Below are 18,361 nucleotides of genomic sequence, written 5' to 3' on the forward strand. Positions count from 1 at the left end.
TGTGGCGCGGCTGCTGTTTCTGGCAGAATCACCCCTTGGCCCTCCGGTTCACGGCCCGCGACCGCGCGCCGACCCGGGGAACACGCCACCTGTGAGGAGACATCGTGAAGAAGAACATCCACCCTGAGTACGTCGAGACTCTGGTGACTTGTAACTGCGGCGCGCAGTTCACCACGCGCAGCACCGCGACGTCCGGCTCGATCCACGCCGACGTCTGCTCCCAGTGCCACCCGTTCTACACGGGCAAGCAGAAGATCCTGGACACCGGTGGCCGTGTGGCCCGCTTCCAGGAGCGCTACGGCAAGAAGGCCGAGAGCAAGTAAGGCTTTGCAGCGCCGGTCCCGCGACACTCGTCGTGGGGCCGGCGTTGCTCTTTCCAGGAGGGACCCGGCGTGGCCGACGTGGATGCATCAGCGGTGACACCGTTGCTCGAGGAGTACTCGCGCATCGAGACCGAGCTCGCCGACCCGGCCACCCACAGCGATCCGACGGCGCTGAAGCGGCTGAACAAGAGGTATGCCGCGCTGTCGCCGACCGTCGCGGCCTTCCGGGAGTGGCAGGAGGCCGCCGGCGACGTCGAGGTAGCCGCCGAGATGGCCGCCGAGGACGCGTCGATCGCGGCCGAGCTGCCGGCGATGCGCGAGCGGGAGGCCGCTGCGGGCGAGCACCTGCGCCGACTGCTGGTGCCGCGCGACCCCGACGACGACCGGGACGTGATCCTGGAGGTCAAGGCGGGGGAGGGCGGTGAGGAGTCCGCGCTGTTCGCCGGTGACCTGCTGCGGATGTACCTGCGTTATGCCGAGCGGCGCTCGTGGAAGACCGAGCTGCTCGACGCCACCGAGTCCGACCTGGGTGGCTACAAGGACGTGCGCGTCGCGATCCACGCGTCGGGGGCGCCCGCGCCGGGCGAGGCCCCGTGGGCGCGGTTGAAGTATGAGGGTGGCGTCCACCGGGTGCAGCGGGTGCCGGTCACCGAGAGCCAGGGCCGGATCCACACCTCCGCTGCCGGCGTGCTGGTGATGCCCGACCTGGACGACCCGGAGGAGGTGGAGCTGGACCTCAACGAGCTCAAGATCGACGTCTTCCGCTCCAGCGGCCCCGGCGGCCAGTCCGTCAACACCACCGACTCCGCGGTGCGGATCACCCACCTGCCGACCGGGCTCGTGGTCTCCTGCCAGAACGAGAAGTCACAGCTGCAGAACAAGGAGTCCGCGCTGCGGGTGCTGCGCTCCCGTCTGCACCAGCTCGCGGTCGAGGAGGCCGAGGCGGAGGCCTCCGCGCAGCGTCGCAGCCAGGTGCGCACGGTGGACCGCAGCGAGCGGATCCGGACCTACAACTTCCCGGAGAACCGGATCGCCGACCACCGCACCGGCTTCAAGGCCTACAACCTGGACCAGGTCCTGGACGGCGATCTCGACCCCGTCGTGCAGTCCGCCGTAGACGCCGATGAGGCCGCGCGGATGGCCGCCCTGGGGTCCGGCGAGTCGTGACGCCGGCAAAACCCCTGCAAAAAGACGGGGACGACCAGCAAAACCACTACGAAAATTGGGGGGATGCTGTGCGTGCGGCGGCGCAGGAGCTGGCCGTGGCGGGGGTGCCCAGCCCCCGGGTCGATGCCGAGCTGCTGCTGGCGCACGTCCTCGGCCGGGAGCCGGCCGACCTGCGGCGAGCCCTTCTCCTCGGCGAGGTCGTGGGGGAGGCCGAGCACACGGCCTACTCCCGTCTGGTCGAGCAGCGCGCCGCGCGGGTGCCGCTGCAGCACCTGACCGGCGTCGCCCACTTCAGGCGGCTGACACTGCGGGTGGGGCCGGAGGTCTTCGTGCCCCGCCCCGAGACGGAGGTGCTCGTCGACCTGGCGCTGGCCGACCTGCGTGCCGCCGGGGAGGCGCCGGTCGTGGTCGACCTGTGCACGGGCAGCGGCGCGATCGCCCTCGCCGTGGCCGACGAGTGGCCGGAGGCGCGGGTGCACGCCGTCGAGCTGTCCGAGGACGCACACGCCTGGGCGGCCGCCAACGTGGCACGGACGGGGCTGCGCGTGGACCTGCGACTGGGCGATGCGACCACCGCCTTCGACGACATCCTCGGGGCGGTGGACCTGGTGGTGAGCAACCCGCCGTACATCCCGCCCGGCAGCGTGCCCGTCGACCCCGAGGTGCGTGACCACGACCCGGAGGTCGCGCTCTACGGACTCGGCGAGGACGGTCTGCAGGTGCCGCTGGCTGTCGCCGCCCGCGCCGCCGAGCTCCTGGCGCCCGGTGGGGTGCTGCTCATGGAGCATGCCGACGTCCAGGGCGAGGAGCTCGTGCGACGGCTCCTGGGCACGGGGAGCTGGTCGGAGGTCAGCGACCACGACGACCTGACGGGTCTGCCGCGGGTGACCCGCGCAGTCCGGCGCTGAACGCGCTGCGGGCACGGCAGGGCCCCGGCACGCCGTGCCGGGGCCCACTCCGCCAGTCAGACTCGCGCCTGCGAGCGGCTGGTGCTCAGAAGATCCAGATCAGGAGCGCGATGATCAACAGGATTCCGACAATCGTCCAAATCAGTCCACTTCCACGCATCTGCCTACCTCCTTGGCGGTCAACTCACCGGGGGGTGAGGGGGCTGTCGCCCTTTGCGATCCTCACGCTAGACCCCGCGCCGGTGGCTGTCCCGCCGAGAGCGCACCCCCTGATGGTGGGGACCTCGTTGCGGCAGTGACGCTTTGGGTCGGACCGGGGAGGCGCCGTCAGTCGAGGACCGTGGCGCCGGTCAGGTCCTGCAGCGCCGCAACGGCCTGCCCGGTGGTCAGGATCGCGCCAGACAGTATGTCGAGGCGCTCGCGGGTGCACGGGCCCAGGTCCGCGCCGCGCAGGTCGGCCCCGGTGAGGTCCGCGCCCGAGAGGTCGGTGTGCAGCAGGACGCAGCCGTCGAGCACCGCCTCGCGCAGGTCCGCCCCGGCCAGGTTGGCCTCGGTGAAGCGGGAGCCCGTGTGGGTGCGGCGGGCGAGCACCAGCCCAGGCAGCTCCGCGCCGTAGGCGTTGCAGCCCAGCAGCAGGCAGCCCATGCCCCGGGTCGCCTCCGCGACCAGCCCGGTCATCCGGCACCCCCGGAACTCGGCGTCGGTGAGGAGCGCACCGCTGAGCACGGCACCGGTCAGGTCGACGTGGTCGAAGCGTGTGTCGGTCAGGTCGCAGCGGTCCAGCCGGACCTGCGTGGCCGAGCCACCGGTGAACCTCGCCCCGGATAGGCGTGACCCGGTCAGGTCCGCGCCGTCGAGCGAGCAGTCGGTGAAGGTGACGTCGTCGAGGTCGGCATCGCGCGCCCTCACCTCCGAGAGGTCGCACCTGAGGAGCTCGACCGGCTCACCCACCTCGCCCAGGGCGTCCACGTCGGCCGGTGAGAGTCGCTGGTCGGTGAGTGTCGGCATACTGCCGATCCTGACAGCACCATGACCGGGCCGTGGCACCCGGTGGCCGTGGGAACGCTACGACGTGCGTTCGGTCGGGAGAGGGGTGCGAAACTGGTGCCGTGATCGTTGATGCCACTGACCCGGAGACCCGGGACGAGGCCGTTGCCCGGGCTGCTGTCGTCGTGCGCGAGGGCAAGGTCGTCGTGCTGCCCACGGACACGGTGTACGGCGTGGGTGCCGACGCCTTCGACCAGGTGGCCGTCGCCATGGTGCTGGCGGCCAAGCACCGTGGCCGCGACGTCCCGCCGCCGGTCCTGGTGCCGACGGTGCGCACGGTGGACGGGCTGGCCACCGAGGTGCCGATGTACGCCAAGATCCTCATGCGGCAGTTCTGGCCCGGCGCGCTGACCCTCGTTCTGCGGGCCCAGCCGACGCTGGCCTGGGACCTGGGCGAGACCAACGGGACGGTCGCGCTGCGCATGCCCGACGACATACTGACCCTGCAGGTGCTGACCGAGGTCGGGCCGATGGCCGTCACCAGCGCCAACCTCACCGGACAACCCCCGGCGACCACCGCCGAGGAGGCGCAGGCGCAGCTCGGCGGGGCCGTCGCGCTCTATCTGGACGGCGGCACCCGCGCGGACAGCGCCCCCTCCACGATCGTCGACTGCACGGGGGAGGAGCCGGTCGTGCTCCGGCACGGGGCACTGCCAGCCGACCGGTTGCGCGAGGTGCTGGGGACGACCGTGCTGCATGACGCGCCCCCCGGGACCGAGGAGCCGACAGAGCCTGAGGCCGCCGGGGAGGCCCCCGCCGAGCGGGTGCGCGTCGTCGACCCGCTGGCGGCGATCGAGGCCCGCCCCAGCGGGCTCCCCGTGCCCAGCGGGAGCCTGCGGTCCGTGACCGCGACGGATTCACTACAGTGACCGTCATGAGCGACGCCGACACCTATTACGGACCGAGCTACAGCAAGCTCCTCGAGCAGGACCCCGAGATCGCGGAGATCCTGGTCAGCGAGCTGGACCGGCAGCGCGCCGGGATCCAGCTGATCGCCAGTGAGAACCAGACCTCTCCCGCGGTGATGGCGGCGATGGGCTCCACGCTCAGCAACAAGTACGCCGAGGGCTACCCCGGTCGCCGCTACTACGGCGGCTGCTCCGAGGTCGACAAGGCCGAGGTGCTCGCCGTCGAGCGGGCCAAGGCGCTCTTCGGGGCCGACCACGCCAACGTCCAGCCGCACTCCGGCGCCAGCGCCAACCTGGCGGTCTACGGCGCGTTCGCCAAGCCCGGGGACACCGTGCTGGCGATGTCGCTGGCCCATGGCGGCCACCTGACCCACGGCTTCTCGGTCTCCTTCTCGGGCAAGTGGTTCAACGCTGTGCACTACGGCGTGGACCGGGAGACCGAGGACATCGACTACGACCAGGTCGAGGCGCTCGCCAAGGAGCACCGGCCCAAGATCATCCTGGCCGGCGGCTCGGCCATCCCGCGGCTCATCGACTTCGAGCGCTTCCGGGCCATCGCGGACGAGGTCGGGGCCATCTTCTGGGTGGACGCGGCGCACTTCATCGGCCTGGTCGCCGGCAAGGCGATCCCCTCGCCGGTGCCGCACGCGGACGTGGTGAGCTTCACCACCCACAAGGTGCTGCGCGGGCCGCGCGGCGGTGCGATCGTGTGCACGGAGGACCACGCCGCCAAGATCGACCGCGCGGTGTTCCCGATGATGCAGGGCGGGCCGCTGATGAACAACGTGGCCGCCAAGGCGGTCAACTTCGCCGAGTGCGCCACGCCCGAGTACCAGGCCTACGCCCAGCAGGTCATCGCCAACGCGCAGGCACTGGCCGACGGCCTGGGCGAGCGGGGCATCCGACCCATCGCGGGCGGCACCGACACCCACCTGTCGCTGCACGACCTGCAGGGGGTCGGGGTGACCGGCGTCGACGCCGAGGCGCGCTGCGACGCGGCCGGCATCGTGCTCAACAAGAACGCGATCCCGTTCGATCTGGAGAAGCCCAACATCGCCTCCGGCATCCGGGTCGGCTCCCCGTCGGTGACCACGCAGGGCATGGGCACCGAGCAGATGGGCCAGATCGCCGACCTGATCCACCGGGCGGTGACCACCACCGACGGCGACCCCCAGCACGAGGGCGCCCAGGCGATCCGCGCCGAGGTGAGCGACCTGCTCGCCAGCTACCCGGCATACCCGGCCCCCTGATCGGGCGAACGACCCGGCCGGGCCCCGGCCGAGCGAAGACTGTGTGGTGACCGGTGCGCGAATACCTCCTGGTGCTGCTGGTCGCCGCGGTGTTCACGTATGCCGCCACGACCCTGGTCCGCTACCTCGCCTTCGCGATCGGTGCGGTGACGCCGGTCCGGGCCCGCGACGTGCATTCCGTGCCCATCCCGCGGCTCGGGGGTGTGGCGATGTTCTGCGGCTTCGCCGCCGCGGTCGCGCTGGGCAGCCAGCTGCCCTACCTGTCCGGGCTGTTCGGCAGCCGCGAGCTGCTGGGCGTGCTGCTGGGCGCGGGGATCATCACCCTGCTGGGGGCGATCGACGACGTCCGTGACCTGGACTGGCTGACCAAGCTGGCCGGGCAGGTGCTGGCCGGTGGTGTGATGGCCTTCTTCGGGGTGCAGCTGCTCTCGATCCCGGTCTTCGGCGTGACCGTGCTGCCCGAGCCGGTGCTGGTCACCCTCACCATCCTCATCGTCGTGGTCTCCACCAACGCGGTGAACTTCGTCGACGGCCTGGACGGCCTCGCGGCCGGCGTGGTGTTCATCTCCGCGGGCGCGTTCTTCGCCTGGAGCTATCTGGTCAGCCACAACTTCGACCCGCCCAACGTCTTCACGACCGCGACGTTCATCACGGCCGCGCTGATGGGCTGCTGCCTCGGCTTCCTGCCGCACAACCTGCACCCGGCCCGGCTGTTCATGGGGGACGCCGGGGCCCTGCTGCTCGGTCTGCTGCTCTCCGCGGCCACCATCTCGATGACCGGCAGCGTGGACCCCAACTCCAGCGTGGCCGCGACGTCGGCGACCACCGCCTTCCTGCTGCCCCTCTTCCTGCCGGTCGCCATCATGGCGCTGCCGATCCTGGACATGCTGCTCGCCGTCGTGCGGCGGACCCGGCGCGGTGACCTGCCGTGGAAGCCGGACGCCCACCACCTGCACCATCAGCTGCTGAAGATCGGGCACAGCCACCGGCGCGCGGTGGCGCTGATGTATCTCTGGTCCGCGCTGCTGGCCGTCGGGGCCGTCTCGTTCGCCTTCTTCCCGCCGCTGGCGACGGCCGTCGTGCTCGTGCTGCTGCTCGTCGTCGCGGCCGTCCTGACCTGGCAGCCGGGACGCCGCGTGTCCTGAGCGTGAGGAGCATCACCGACGCGGTGGTCGCACTCGGCTAGGTGCGCGCGCGGTGCTTGTGATAGTTTTCACAAGCGTTCGAAACGCGCGCGTGGCCACGCTCACGCTGCCGGACGCGCGCCACCGACCTCCCGTACAGAGCAGTGAGGAAGCCGATGTCAGCCAGCCGCAGCCCCCAGCCACGCCCCCGGCGTGCGCGCGGGTCCGTGCGGCGGCGGATGGTGACCTTCGCGCTCCTGCCCGGCCTGGTCGTCACGCTCCTGGCAGGCGTCGTCGCCTGGGCCCTGCGGGATGAGTGGGCCGGGATCTCCGCCCTCATCGGCGGTGGCATCGGGGTGGGGATCTTCCTGGCCGGACTCGTCGGGATCACCGGCGTCGTCGCCGGCCCCGCCTACGCCACGATGGCCGGGGCGTTCGCCCTGCTGGGACTGCAGATCGTCGTCGGTTTCGCCGTGCTCTACCTGCTCTCGCGCGTGGGGTGGATCGACATGCTGCCGCTGGGCCTGGGGTTCCTGGCCGCCGGCCTGGCCTTCCAGATCGGCACCGTCGTCGGCTACACCGGCTCCCGCCAGCTCGTCTTCGGCGGAGATGACTCGGCCCCCGGGAAGGTGCGATGATGTCGCGATCCGACGCTGGGAGCACAGCCATGACCGAGCAGCCCGAGCGCTCGACCGAGCCCGAGCACACGCCGGGCTACGCGGCGCAGACCAACATCGCCACCGACGTGATCGCCTACCTGCTGGCCGGGCCGCTGCTCTTCGGCGGCCTCGGATTCCTCCTCGACCGCTGGCTCGAGCTGACCTTTTTCGTGGTCATCGGCCTGCTGGCGGGGATGGCCCTGTCCATGTATGTCATCTGGAACCGGTACGGTACGTCATGACATCCCCCGCGAGCCCCGAGTGGCCCCTGCGATGGGGGACTGCCCAGAACACCCGCCCGAGCACGACTGAGGAGAACCTGTGAGCCCGACCGCAGCTGTGCTGCTGCCCATGGCCGAGGGGGAGAGCCACTTCCCCCCGGACCCCTCGCTGTTCTGGCAGCCGCTGGTGAAGTTCGGCACCGTCGACCTGTTCGGCTCGGAGATGACGCTGGCGATCACCCGCCCCATGGTCATCCTCGCGCTCACGGTCGGTCTGCTCTCCTGGTGGCTGATCGCCACGACCAAGAAGGCCGCGGTCGTCCCCAGCAAGGGGCAGGCGGGCACCGAGGCCGTCTACAACTTCGTGCGCAACGGCGTGGCCCGCGACATGATCGGCAGCCGCGACTTCCTGCCGTTCGTGCCCTTCCTGTTCACGATGTTCGTGCTGATCCTGTTCAACAACTGGATGGGCATCATCCCGCCGGTGCAGATGCCGACCATGGGCCGCATCGGCATCCCGATCGCGCTGACCCTGCTGGTCTACATCGTCTACCACTGGGTCGGCGTCAAGAAGCACGGCTTCGTGGGCTACTTCAAGTTCATGATCCCGGCCGGTCTGCCCGGCTGGATCAAGCCGGCCATCCTCGGCCTGGAGATGCTGACCTTCTTCGTCACTCGCCCGCTCACGCTGGCGCTGCGACTCTTCGGCAACATGTTCGCCGGCCACCTGCTGCTCGTCGTGTTCATCATCGGCGGCTGGGAGCTCTTCCAGCAGGGCGGCTTCCTGACCCTCGTCTCGGTCCCGGCCTGGATCATGGCCTTCGCGATGACCGTCTTCGAGGCCCTGGTCCAGTTCCTGCAGGCCTACGTCTTCGTCCTCCTGGCCGCCTCCTACATCGGCGGCGCCCTCGTGGACGAGCACTGACCAACAACTGAATAGTTCAATGCCACCGGGCGGCTGAGCGTCGTCCGGGACAACACACAGAAAGAGAACTGACGTGACTGGTGACATCACTCTGCTCGGCTACGGCCTGGCTGCCATCGGCCCGGCCATCGGCGTGGGTCTGATCTTCGCCGCCTACATCAACGGCGTCGCGCGCCAGCCGGAGGCCCAGAAGATCCTCCAGCCGATCGCCATCCTGGGCTTCGCGCTCGCCGAGGCGCTCGCGATCTTCGCCCTGGTGCTCTTCTTCATCCGGCTCTGACGCTGGTTCCTCCCGCACCCACCAGCCCATGTGGCGTTGCCTCGCTGAGGCGACACCGTCCCTGAGGAGACCATCGTGCAGCTCATCGCTAGCACCCTGACCGCCGTCCCGGTGGTCGCGGCCGCAGACGCCGACCCCGAGGCCACGGCTGTCCCGATCCTGCCGTACCTGCCCGAGCTCATCTTCGGTCTGGTCGCGTTCGGGATCCTGTACTGGGTCGTGGCCAAGTTCGTCGTGCCCAACCTGGAGCAGGCGTACGCCGAGCGCACCGCTGCCATCGAGGGTGGCATGCAGCAGGCCGAGAAGGCGCAGGAGGAGGCCGAGGCCGCCCTCCGCGAGTACAAGGCCCAGCTCGCCGAGGCCCGCGACGAGGCTGCCCGCATCCGCGAGGAGGCCAAGGAGCAGGGCGCGTCGATCATCGCTGAGATGCGGCAGCAGGCCCAGACCGAGGCGAACCGCATCACCGAGTCCGCGACCAAGCAGATCGAGGCCGAGCGCCAGCAGGCACTGGTCTCACTCCGCAGCGACGTGGGCCGGCTCTCGACCGACCTGGCCGGTCGCATCGTCGGGGAGTCCCTGGAGGACCAGACCCGGCAGAGCGGCATCATCGACCGGTTCCTGGCCGAGCTCGAGGCGGGCAACGTCCGTCCGGAGGTCGTCGGCTCTGAGGTTGGCGGCTCCGACGCTGGTGGCTCGGAGGCCGGCTCCGAGGGGCAGGGCTCCTGATGCAGGGCGCATCCCGTTCGGCGCTGGCCGAGTCCCGCGAGGTCCTCTCGCAGGCACTCGAGCAGGGTGCCGACCGTAGTCAGCTGGGTGAGGAGCTGCTCAAGGTGGCCGGGGTCATCGGGGGTAACGCCGTGCTCCGACGGTCCCTCGCCGACCCGTCGCGGGAGTCCCAGCCCAAGATCGACCTGGTTAACCGGCTGTTCTCCGGCCGGGTCAGCGACGAGGCACTGCACGTCGCCTCGACCGTGGCCTCCCGACGCTGGGCGGCCGAGGGTGACCTGACCGCCACGCTGGAGTCCTTCGGCGTCGAGGCGATCCTGGCCCAGGCCGAGGCTGCCGGTCGGTTGTCCCAGGTCGAGGACGAGCTGTTCCGCTTCGGACGCATCGTCGACGGCACCGGGGAGCTCCGCTCCGCGCTGACCGATCGGCGCGCACCTGCGGCGGCCAAGGGCAAGGTCGTCAAGACCCTGCTCGGCGACCGCAGCGCCCCGGAGACGGTGCGACTGGCCGAGCTGGCCGCGACCCACCGCAGCACGCGGTTCGACCACGCGATCGAGGCCTACCTGGCGATCGCGGCCCGACGGCAGGAGCAGCTCACCGCCATGGTGACCACGGCCGTGCCGCTGACCGAGCAGCAGCTCGACCGGCTCACCTCGGCGCTCGGCTCGCACTACGGCCGCGAGATCCGTGCCAACGCAGTCGTCGACCCGCAGGTGGTCGGTGGCATCCGTGTCGACATCGGTGACGAGGTCATCGACGGCACGATCCTCAGCCGTCTCGACGAGGCGCGCCGCAGGATGACCAGCTGACCCACCCCGCAGTGACCACCGCACAGACGACCACTGCACAGACGACCACCGCACAGACCATGCTCATGGCCCGGACCGGGCCGCGTACGAGGAGAAGATGATGACGGAGCTGACGATCCGTCCGGACGAGATCCGGGACGCACTGGACACTTTCGTCCAGTCCTACCAGCCCACGGCGGCCTCCCGCGAGGAGGTCGGACGCGTGATCGACGCCGGTGACGGCATCGCGCACGTGGAGGGCCTGCCCTCCGCCATGACCAACGAGCTGCTCGAGTTCGAGGACGGCACGCTCGGCCTGGCGCTGAACCTCGATGTCCACGACATCGGTGTGGTCATCCTGGGCGAGTTCGCCGGCATCGACGAGGGCCAGCAGGTCAAGCGGACCGGCGAGGTGCTCTCCGTGCCGGTCGGTGACGGCTACCTCGGCCGGGTCGTCGACCCGCTGGGCAACCCGATCGACGGGCTCGGCGAGATCGAGTCCGAGGAGCGCCGCGTCCTCGAGCTCCAGGCTCCCGGCGTCATGCAGCGCAAGTCGGTGCACGAGCCCCTGCAGACCGGCATCAAGGCGATCGACGCGATGATCCCGGTCGGCCGCGGCCAGCGCCAGCTGATCATCGGTGACCGTCAGACCGGCAAGACCACGGTCGCGATCGACACGATCCTGAACCAGAAGGCCAACTGGGAGTCCGGCGACCCGGACAAGCAGGTGCTCTGCATCTACGTCGCGATCGGCCAGAAGGGCTCGACCATCGCCTCGGTCCGCAGCACCCTCGAGGAGGGCGGCGCGATGGACTACACCACCATCGTCGCGGCCCCGGCCTCCGACCCGGCCGGCTTCAAGTACCTCGCGCCCTACACCGGCTCGGCCATCGGCCAGCACTGGATGTACCAGGGCAAGCACGTCCTCATCGTCTTCGACGACCTGTCCAAGCAGGCCGAGGCCTACCGCGCCGTGTCGCTGCTGCTGCGCCGCCCGCCGGGCCGCGAGGCCTACCCGGGTGACGTCTTCTACCTGCACAGCCGGCTCCTGGAGCGCTGCGCCAAGCTCTCCGACGACATGGGCGCGGGCTCGATGACCGGTCTGCCGATCATCGAGACCAAGGCCGGCGACGTCTCGGCCTACATCCCGACCAACGTCATCTCCATCACCGACGGGCAGATCTACCTGCAGGCGGACCTGTTCAACTCCGACGTCCGTCCCGCGATCGACGTGGGTGTCTCGGTGTCCCGCGTGGGTGGTGCGGCCCAGGTGAAGGCCATGAAGTCGGTCTCCGGCCGACTGAAGGTGGACCTGGCCCAGTTCCGTGAGATGGAGGCGTTCGCGATGTTCGCCTCCGACCTGGACGCCGCCTCGCGCGCCCAGCTCGAGCGCGGTGCCCGCATGGTCGAGCTGCTCAAGCAGCCGCAGTCCAGCCCGATCCCGATGGAGGAGCAGGTCGCGATCATCTGGGCCGGCACCACCGGTGAGCTGGACAGCGTCGCCGTCGCGGACGTGCGCCGCTTCGAGCAGGAGTTCATCGACTACCTGCGTCGTGAGCAGGGCGACCTGCTCGCCGGGATCCGCGAGACGGGCAAGCTCGGTGACGACACCGAGGCCAGCCTCAACTCCTCGATGAAGGCCTTCAAGGAGCAGTTCCGTGCCTCCGGCGAGGGCGGCATCCAGCCCGGCAGCGACGAGGACGACGAGAACCGCGACGCCCTCGAGGTCGAGGACGTCAACCAGGAGCAGATCCAGCGCCAGAAGCGCTGACCGCCCGCCGCGCGACCGGGCACCCCGGTCGCGCGGCAGGCACCACCAACCACCACTACGGCTGACTAGAGAGGCGAGGCATTGGGAGCCCAGCAGCGGATCTACCGCCAGAAGAGCCGGTCCGTCCAGTCGATGAAGAAGATCACCCGGGCGATGGAGCTGATCGCGACCTCCCGGGTGACCAAGGCCCGCGAGCGGGTCGTGCAGACCACGCCGTACGCCCGGGCGATCACCCGCGCAGTCTCGGCCGTGGCCACCTTCTCCGACGTCGACCACCCGCTCACCCTGGAGCGGGAGAACCCCAGCAAGGCCGGTGTCCTGGTCATCACCAGCGACCGTGGCCTGGCGGGCGCCTACTCCGCGAACGTGCTCAAGCGCTACGAGGCGCTGCGCGAGCTCCTGCAGGACGAGGGCCGGGAGGTCATCCCCTACCTCAGCGGGCGCAAGGCCGAGGGCTACTTCCGGTTCCGGCAGCGCCACGTCGAGGAGTCCTGGAGCGGCTACACCGACGCCCCGACCTACGAGGTCGCCAAGGAGATCGGTGAGCGGCTGACCGCGGACTTCATCAAGGGCGCCGAGGACGGCGGGGTGGACGAGATCCACATCATCTACACCCAGTTCGTCAACATGGTCACCCAGGAGGTGCAGGTCGTGCGCCTGCTGCCCCTGGAGGTCGTGGACGCCGAGGAGCGCGCCAGCGAGGAGGAGCTCTTCCCGCTGTACGAGTTCGAGCCCAACGGCCCGGAGGTGCTGGACGCCCTGCTCCCGCAGTACGTCACCTCGCGCATCTACAACGCGCTGCTGCAGGCTGCCGCCTCCGAGCTGGCGGCCCGTCAGCGCGCGATGAAGTCGGCGACCGACAACGCCGATGAGCTCCTGAAGACCTACACCCGGCTGGCGAACCAGGCCCGCCAGGCCGAAATCACCCAAGAGATCAGCGAAATCGTGGGCGGCGCCAGCGCCCTCGCCGACGCCAAGTGAGAAGGAAGCACTCCACCATGACTGCAACCGTGAACGAGACGGACACCCAGCAGGGTCAGGGCGGCGTCGGTCGTCTTGCCCGGATCATCGGCCCCGTCGTCGACATCGAGTTCCCCCCGGGGCAGATCCCCGAGATGTACAACCTGCTGCAGACCGAGGTCGAGCTCAGCGGCGAGACCAAGACGCTGAACCTCGAGGTCGCCCAGGACATCGGCGACAGCATGGTCCGCGCCATCTCGCTGCAGCCGACCGACGGCCTGGTCCGTGGTGCGCAGGTGCAGGACACCGGCGGCCCGATCACCGTGCCCGTCGGCGACGTGACCCTCGGCCACGTCTTCAACGCCACCGGTGACGTGCTCGACCTCCCCGAGGGCGAGACGCTGGAGATCACCGAGCGCTGGGGCATCCACCGCAAGGCGCCGGCCTTCGACCAGCTGGAGTCCAAGACCCAGATGTTCGAGACCGGCATCAAGGTCATCGACCTGCTCACCCCGTATGTCCAGGGTGGCAAGATCGGCCTGTTCGGTGGTGCCGGCGTCGGCAAGACCGTGCTGATCCAGGAGATGATCGCCCGTGTGGCCCGCGACCACGGTGGTGTGTCGGTCTTCGCCGGTGTCGGTGAGCGCACCCGTGAGGGCAACGACCTGATCGTGGAGATGGAGGAGGCCGGCGTCCTCGGGCAGACCGCGCTCGTGTTCGGTCAGATGGACGAGCCGCCGGGCACCCGCCTGCGCGTGGCCCTCTCCGCCCTGACGATGGCGGAGTACTTCCGGGACGTGCAGAAGCAGGACGTGCTGCTGTTCATCGACAACATCTTCCGTTTCACCCAGGCCGGTTCCGAGGTCTCCACGCTGCTGGGCCGCATGCCCTCGGCCGTGGGCTACCAGCCGACCCTGGCGGACGAGATGGGTGTGCTGCAGGAGCGGATCACTTCCACGCGTGGTCACTCGATCACCTCGATGCAGGCTATCTACGTGCCGGCCGACGACTACACCGACCCGGCCCCGGCGACCACCTTCGCCCACCTGGACGCCACCACCGAGCTCTCCCGCCCGATCGCCTCGATGGGCATCTACCCGGCCGTGGACCCGCTGACCTCGACCAGCCGGATCCTCGACCCCCGCTACGTGACCGCCGAGCACTACGCCACCGCGGTCCGCGTGAAGTCGATCCTGCAGCGCTACAAGGAGCTGCAGGACATCATCGCCATCCTGGGCATCGACGAGCTCTCCGAGGAGGACAAGATCCTCGTCGGCCGCGCCCGTCGCATCCAGCGCTTCCTGTCGCAGAACACCTACGTCGCCAAGCAGTTCACCGGCATCGAGGGCTCGACCGTGCCGCTGGCCGACACCATCGAGGCCTTCACCAAGGTCGCCGACGGTGAGTACGACCACGTGCCGGAGCAGGCCTTCTTCATGTGCGGTGGCCTCGACGACGTCGAGCGCCAGGCCGCGGAGCTCGAGAAGAACAGCTGATCCCGGACTCCACCCACGCATCAGGTCCAGGGGCGGGCGGCGGCTTTCGTGCCACCGCCCGCCCCTGGACTAGACTTGACAGAACGCCACGGAGAGGAAACAGCACGTGAGTGCACTGGAGGTTGAGCTCGTCGCCGCGGACCGGATGGTCTGGCAGGGCGAGGCTAGTTTCGTGCGGGCTCGCAGCATCGACGGCGAGCTCGGCATCCTGCCGGGGCACTCGCCGCTGCTGGGAGTGCTCGTGGAGGGCGCCGTCACCATCGACACCGGTGGCAGCAAGCAGTCCGTGACCATCGACTCAGGATTCCTGTCGGTGGACCACAACCGGGTCACCATCGTGGCCGCCCAGGTCGACGCGTCCGGACTCACCGCCTGAGCTGACCATGGACACCGGCGCCATCCTCCTCATCGTGCTCACGGTGCTGGCGGCTGCGCTGGTGGTGGGGGTCGGCTACCTCGCCTTCTCCCGTTACTCCGAGGTCTCCCACGGTTTCCCGTGCGCCTACCGCGCCGACGCGTCCTCCTCCTGGGACCGGGGGCTCCTCTGCTACAAATCGGGCCGTCTCGACCACTTCGGTCGCGGCGGCCCGTTCCGTGAGCCGCTGCACCACTGGCAGCGGGTCGCCCTGAACTTCGGGATCGCCCGGTCGATGGAGGCCGACGAACTGCCCTGGCTCCCCGCCCCCGTGCTCGCCGTCCCCTGTGAGTATGCCGGGGACCGCTTCGAGCTCGCGCTCGGCCTGGAGCACTACACGGCACTGCGCGCCTGGCTCGAGTCGGTCCCTCCCGGCTGGAACGCCAACGTCGCGTGAATGAGGCCGAGAGCGGCGTCGCCGGTGTGGTAGGCGCCTACCGGCCTAGCTCAATTTTGCAGACTTGGTAGGTCTACACGGCAAGCAGAACTCGAATGCGCTGGGCGTTGTGTTCTATCCGAACGACCTTAGGCATGTCACGAAACTCGTGCCATGCCTAAGGTCGAACAGGTTGTAGCGGTTTGCGTGCTGCCAGGAGAAAGCCATTCTGGGTGGGGAAAGGAAGGTCGGTATCCCTTTCAGCGGCCCGCTAAGCCGGCTCATCCGATTCCAGGGTGTAGTCGCGGTCTGAAGCCGCCGGTCTCGAGCAGGGACCTGGCGATGTAGTTGGTGAGGTTGCGGAACCCGAGGGCTGAGCCGCGGAGGTGTTCGAGCCGGCCGTTGATCGCCTCCGTAGGCCCGTTGCTGGTGCCGGGGCGGTCGAAGTAGGCCAGCACGTCGGCGGCCCGCTTCTTCCAACGTCCGGCCCAGCGTGATGACCTCGATCAGCGCGGCCGGGACGCCGTCGCTGACCGACTCGATCAGCTTGGTCATGAGCTCGCGGCCCTGGCGTCGGTCCTCGTGGCGGTAGGCCGCGATCATCCGCTGATTGATCCCCCAGGTCGCCTCGACCTGCACGTGCTCATCACCGGCGAACAGTGCCCGTAGTCGGCTGGCCTGCTTGTCAGTGAGCAGCCCAGCACCGGTGTGCAGCGTTCGCCGTGCGGAGTAGAGCGGGTCACCCTTGTGGCCGCGGTGACCGTGGATGGCCTGCTGGACCCGGCGTCGACACCGGTCCAACGCGTCGCCGGCCAACCGGACCACGTGGAAGGGATCCATGACCGCGACAGCGTCGGGGAGCTCCTCGGTGGTGGCGGTCTTGAAGCCGCTGAACCCGTCCATCGCGACGACTTCCACGCCGTCACGCCAGGTGTCGCTCCGGGTGGCGAGCCAGGTCTTGAACACCTGCTTCGAGCGACCCTCGACCATGTCCAGGAGCCGTGCCGGGCCGGTGCCATCACGGATCGGGGTGAGGTCGATGATCACGGTGACGTACTTGTCGCCACGCCTGGTGTGGCGCCACACGTGTTCATCGACGCCAACGACTCGGACACCCTCGAACCGTGCCGGGTCGTCGATCAGGACCCGCTTGCCCTCGGCCACGACGGCGTCGTTAGCGGTGTCCCAGGCAACCCCGAGACCCTCGGCGACCCGGGCGACGGTGAGGTGAGCGATCACGATCCCCTCAAGTGCCCACCGCAGCCCGCGACGCGAGAGCTTCGCCCGAGGTTCGGCCGCACGGGAGGTGTCTTGGCGCCACACGTGCCCGCAGCCAGCGCATCGGTAGCGGCGGATGGTGAGCAGCAGCGTGGTAGGTCGCCAGCCGAGTGGTTCGTGGGCCAGCTGCCTGGTGACCGTGTCCCGCGGGGTTCCTTCGCAGCCGCATCGGCGGCACCACTGGTCGGCTTCGGCGACCTGGCACGCGACGACCGCACGGTCGGACTCGAGGCGTTGGCCGGTGACGACGAGGCCGAGCTCGTCGAGTCGGCAGAAGGTGGTCAGATCTGGGTGGGCGAACGAGCGTGAGCGGTCGCCGGCGGTAGCGTCGGGCACGTCGAGGTCTTTCAGGATGAGCGTGTAGGAGCCTTCATCCTCGGGAGACCTCGACGTCTATCCCGGGACCGCCACGCCAACGCCTGCTACGCCCACAACCGGGATGAGCCCCTATACGGGTTGCGGCTCTCGGTTGAGGGCTGCGTAGTGGTCCTGCTCGTACTCGACTGGGGTCATCATTCCCAGCGTCCCGTGCAAGCGCCTGTTGTTGTACCACTCGACCCAGCCGGCGGTCGCGTACTCGACGTCGGCGATGGTCTTGTAGGGCCCGTCGTGGAAGACGGTGGTGCGGATGCACTCGGCCTTGTACAAGCCGCTGATCGTCTCCATCAGCGCGTTGTCGTAGGCATCCCCGACCGATCCGATCGAGGGCCGGATGCCCTCGAGCTCGAGGTGCTCGGTGAGCCGGATGGACGTGTCCTGGGACCCGGCATCGGAGTGGTGGATCAGCTCCCCGGCGACCGTCGGACGTCCTTCGCGGTCGCGGTGCCACAACGCCATGCGCAGCGGCACCATGACCAGGTCGGTCTGCTTGGTCGTGGCGACATGCCAGGCCACGATCCGCTGGGCGAAGACGTCGACGATGAAGGCGACGTAGACGAACCCGGCCCACGTACGGACGTAGGTGAAGTCGGTGACCCAGGTCCGGTTGGGCGCTGCGGCGGTGAAGTCCCGGTTCAGCAGGTCACCGGCCCGCTTGCCGTCCTTGGCCGGGATCGTGGTCCGCACGCCCTTGTCGCGGCGCACCCCCGCTAGGCCCAACGTGTGCATGGCCCGGTCCACCGCGCCCGCCGAAGCCTCGGGCAGCACGGTGCGACGCACCAGGGCGGTCATCTTCCGCCGGTGTAGAGGCCTTCGGCCGCGAGCCGGCGCCGGCCGTGGACGTCGATGGTCCACGCCAGCTCCCGGACCGCGTCGATCACCTGGGCGTCGGTGACAGTGCGAGCAGCGACCGTCCGGCCGGCCTGCTTCCAGGACCGGTAGGTGCGCGCGGCGATCTGAAGGACCTGCTCGCGCAGGACCCGGCAGATCGACTCGACCGCGTGCCCCTGGGAGCGCTGATCGTCGATGAACGCCGCGATCAGCGGTTGCGGGGGTCGAGCTCCCCCACGAAGAAAGTCGTTGCCGCGCGGAGGATCTCCACGTCCTCGCGCAGCCGCTTGTTCTCGGCCTTGAGCCGCTTGATCTCAGCGTGCTCCTCGCTCGTCACGCCCGGCTTGGCGCCCGCGTCGATCTCGGCTTGGGCCACCCAGCGACGCACGCTCTCTCGGCCCAATCCGAGCCGCTCGGCCACGGCCTTCGACGCGGCCGTCACCGACGGGTAGTCCTGCTGGTGCTCACGCACCATCCGCACCGCGCGCTCACGCAGCTCGGGATCGATCTTCTTCGGCATGGTGCTCATC

The 18,361-nt window shown here is 69.5% G+C and carries 18 protein-coding genes, 2 pseudogenes and 1 other annotated feature; of the genes and pseudogenes, 17 read left to right on the plus strand and 3 right to left on the minus strand.

Annotation, left to right across the window (positions count from 1 at the left end):
• Window positions 1–104: 104 nt before the first annotated feature.
• The 3 genes from rpmE to prmC all read left to right on the plus strand — a co-directional run bounded on the left by rpmE (window position 105) and on the right by prmC (window position 2,398).
• Window positions 105–323, plus strand: a complete 219-nt coding sequence (rpmE, locus tag MWU75_RS09240) for a 50S ribosomal protein L31 (RefSeq protein ID WP_247089878.1) — start codon at window positions 105–107, stop codon at window positions 321–323.
• A gap of 78 nt (window positions 324–401) precedes the next feature.
• Window positions 402–1,490: a peptide chain release factor 1 gene (gene prfA, locus MWU75_RS09245; RefSeq protein WP_247090161.1), complete on the plus strand. Its 1,089-nt coding sequence runs from the start codon at window positions 402–404 to the stop codon at window positions 1,488–1,490.
• Between the two features lie 68 nt (window positions 1,491–1,558).
• Window positions 1,559–2,398: a peptide chain release factor N(5)-glutamine methyltransferase gene (gene prmC, locus MWU75_RS09250; RefSeq protein WP_348647753.1), complete on the plus strand. Its 840-nt coding sequence runs from the start codon at window positions 1,559–1,561 to the stop codon at window positions 2,396–2,398.
• 327 nt (window positions 2,399–2,725) lie between these two features.
• On the opposite strand, the gene MWU75_RS09255 is transcribed toward prmC, so the two are convergent.
• Window positions 2,726–3,406 carry a pentapeptide repeat-containing protein gene (locus MWU75_RS09255; protein ID WP_247089880.1) on the minus strand — a complete coding sequence of 227 codons (681 nt, stop codon included), beginning with the start codon at window positions 3,404–3,406 and terminating at the stop codon, window positions 2,726–2,728.
• 101 nt (window positions 3,407–3,507) lie between these two features.
• On the opposite strand from MWU75_RS09255, the gene MWU75_RS09260 reads away from it, so the two are divergent.
• The 14 genes from MWU75_RS09260 (at window position 3,508) to MWU75_RS09325 (ending at window position 15,365) form a co-directional block, all read left to right on the plus strand.
• Complete coding sequence (locus MWU75_RS09260) at window positions 3,508–4,314, plus strand: L-threonylcarbamoyladenylate synthase (RefSeq protein WP_348647754.1); 807 nt, start codon at window positions 3,508–3,510, stop codon at window positions 4,312–4,314.
• Window positions 4,315–4,319: 5 nt separating this feature from the next.
• Window positions 4,320–5,603 (plus strand): serine hydroxymethyltransferase, encoded by a 1,284-nt coding sequence (gene glyA / locus MWU75_RS09265; RefSeq protein ID WP_247089881.1) that lies wholly within the window; start codon window positions 4,320–4,322, stop codon window positions 5,601–5,603.
• 53 nt (window positions 5,604–5,656) lie between these two features.
• Complete coding sequence (locus MWU75_RS09270; RefSeq protein ID WP_247089882.1) at window positions 5,657–6,748, plus strand: MraY family glycosyltransferase; 1,092 nt, start codon at window positions 5,657–5,659, stop codon at window positions 6,746–6,748.
• Window positions 6,749–6,903: 155 nt separating this feature from the next.
• Window positions 6,904–7,365, plus strand: a complete 462-nt coding sequence (locus MWU75_RS09275; protein WP_247089884.1) for a hypothetical protein — start codon at window positions 6,904–6,906, stop codon at window positions 7,363–7,365.
• Between the two features lie 29 nt (window positions 7,366–7,394).
• Window positions 7,395–7,628, plus strand: coding sequence for an AtpZ/AtpI family protein (locus tag MWU75_RS09280; RefSeq protein WP_247089886.1), 234 nt, complete (start codon window positions 7,395–7,397; stop codon window positions 7,626–7,628).
• Between the two features lie 79 nt (window positions 7,629–7,707).
• Complete coding sequence (gene atpB, locus MWU75_RS09285; protein ID WP_247089887.1) at window positions 7,708–8,532, plus strand: F0F1 ATP synthase subunit A; 825 nt, start codon at window positions 7,708–7,710, stop codon at window positions 8,530–8,532.
• A gap of 73 nt (window positions 8,533–8,605) precedes the next feature.
• Window positions 8,606–8,812 (plus strand): ATP synthase F0 subunit C, encoded by a 207-nt coding sequence (gene atpE / locus MWU75_RS09290; RefSeq protein ID WP_109473824.1) that lies wholly within the window; start codon window positions 8,606–8,608, stop codon window positions 8,810–8,812.
• Between the two features lie 96 nt (window positions 8,813–8,908).
• Window positions 8,909–9,538 (plus strand): F0F1 ATP synthase subunit B, encoded by a 630-nt coding sequence (locus MWU75_RS09295; protein ID WP_247090165.1) that lies wholly within the window; start codon window positions 8,909–8,911, stop codon window positions 9,536–9,538.
• Window positions 9,538–10,347 carry a F0F1 ATP synthase subunit delta gene (locus MWU75_RS09300; protein WP_247089888.1) on the plus strand — a complete coding sequence of 270 codons (810 nt, stop codon included), beginning with the start codon at window positions 9,538–9,540 and terminating at the stop codon, window positions 10,345–10,347. Before MWU75_RS09295 ends, MWU75_RS09300 begins: the two co-directional genes overlap by 1 nt.
• Window positions 10,348–10,447: 100 nt before the next feature.
• On the plus strand, window positions 10,448–12,097 hold the full coding sequence (atpA, locus tag MWU75_RS09305) for a F0F1 ATP synthase subunit alpha (RefSeq protein WP_247089889.1): 1,650 nt from the start codon (window positions 10,448–10,450) through the stop codon (window positions 12,095–12,097).
• An 81-nt stretch (window positions 12,098–12,178) separates the two neighbouring features.
• Window positions 12,179–13,078 carry a F0F1 ATP synthase subunit gamma gene (locus MWU75_RS09310; protein ID WP_247089890.1) on the plus strand — a complete coding sequence of 300 codons (900 nt, stop codon included), beginning with the start codon at window positions 12,179–12,181 and terminating at the stop codon, window positions 13,076–13,078.
• A gap of 17 nt (window positions 13,079–13,095) precedes the next feature.
• Window positions 13,096–14,553, plus strand: a complete 1,458-nt coding sequence (gene atpD, locus MWU75_RS09315) for a F0F1 ATP synthase subunit beta (RefSeq protein ID WP_247089891.1) — start codon at window positions 13,096–13,098, stop codon at window positions 14,551–14,553.
• Window positions 14,554–14,659: 106 nt separating this feature from the next.
• A complete protein-coding gene (locus MWU75_RS09320) occupies window positions 14,660–14,929 on the plus strand; it encodes a F0F1 ATP synthase subunit epsilon (RefSeq protein ID WP_247089892.1) in 270 nt (89 codons plus the stop codon).
• Between the two features lie 7 nt (window positions 14,930–14,936).
• Window positions 14,937–15,365: a DUF2550 family protein gene (locus tag MWU75_RS09325; protein ID WP_247089893.1), complete on the plus strand. Its 429-nt coding sequence runs from the start codon at window positions 14,937–14,939 to the stop codon at window positions 15,363–15,365.
• Between the two features lie 260 nt (window positions 15,366–15,625).
• Here MWU75_RS09325 and MWU75_RS09330 read toward each other — a convergent pair.
• Window positions 15,626–16,958: pseudogene (locus MWU75_RS09330) on the minus strand (ISL3 family transposase).
• Window positions 16,959–17,069: 111 nt separating this feature from the next.
• A pseudogene (locus tag MWU75_RS09335) lies at window positions 17,070–18,351 on the minus strand (IS3 family transposase).
• Window positions 17,948–18,082, minus strand: a sequence feature (AL1L pseudoknot). It overlaps the preceding pseudogene by 135 nt.
• Window positions 18,352–18,361: the final 10 nt, after the last annotated feature.

This window comes from Ornithinimicrobium sp. F0845 (genome assembly GCF_023015765.1).
Lineage (GTDB): Bacteria > Actinomycetota > Actinomycetes > Actinomycetales > Dermatophilaceae > Ornithinicoccus.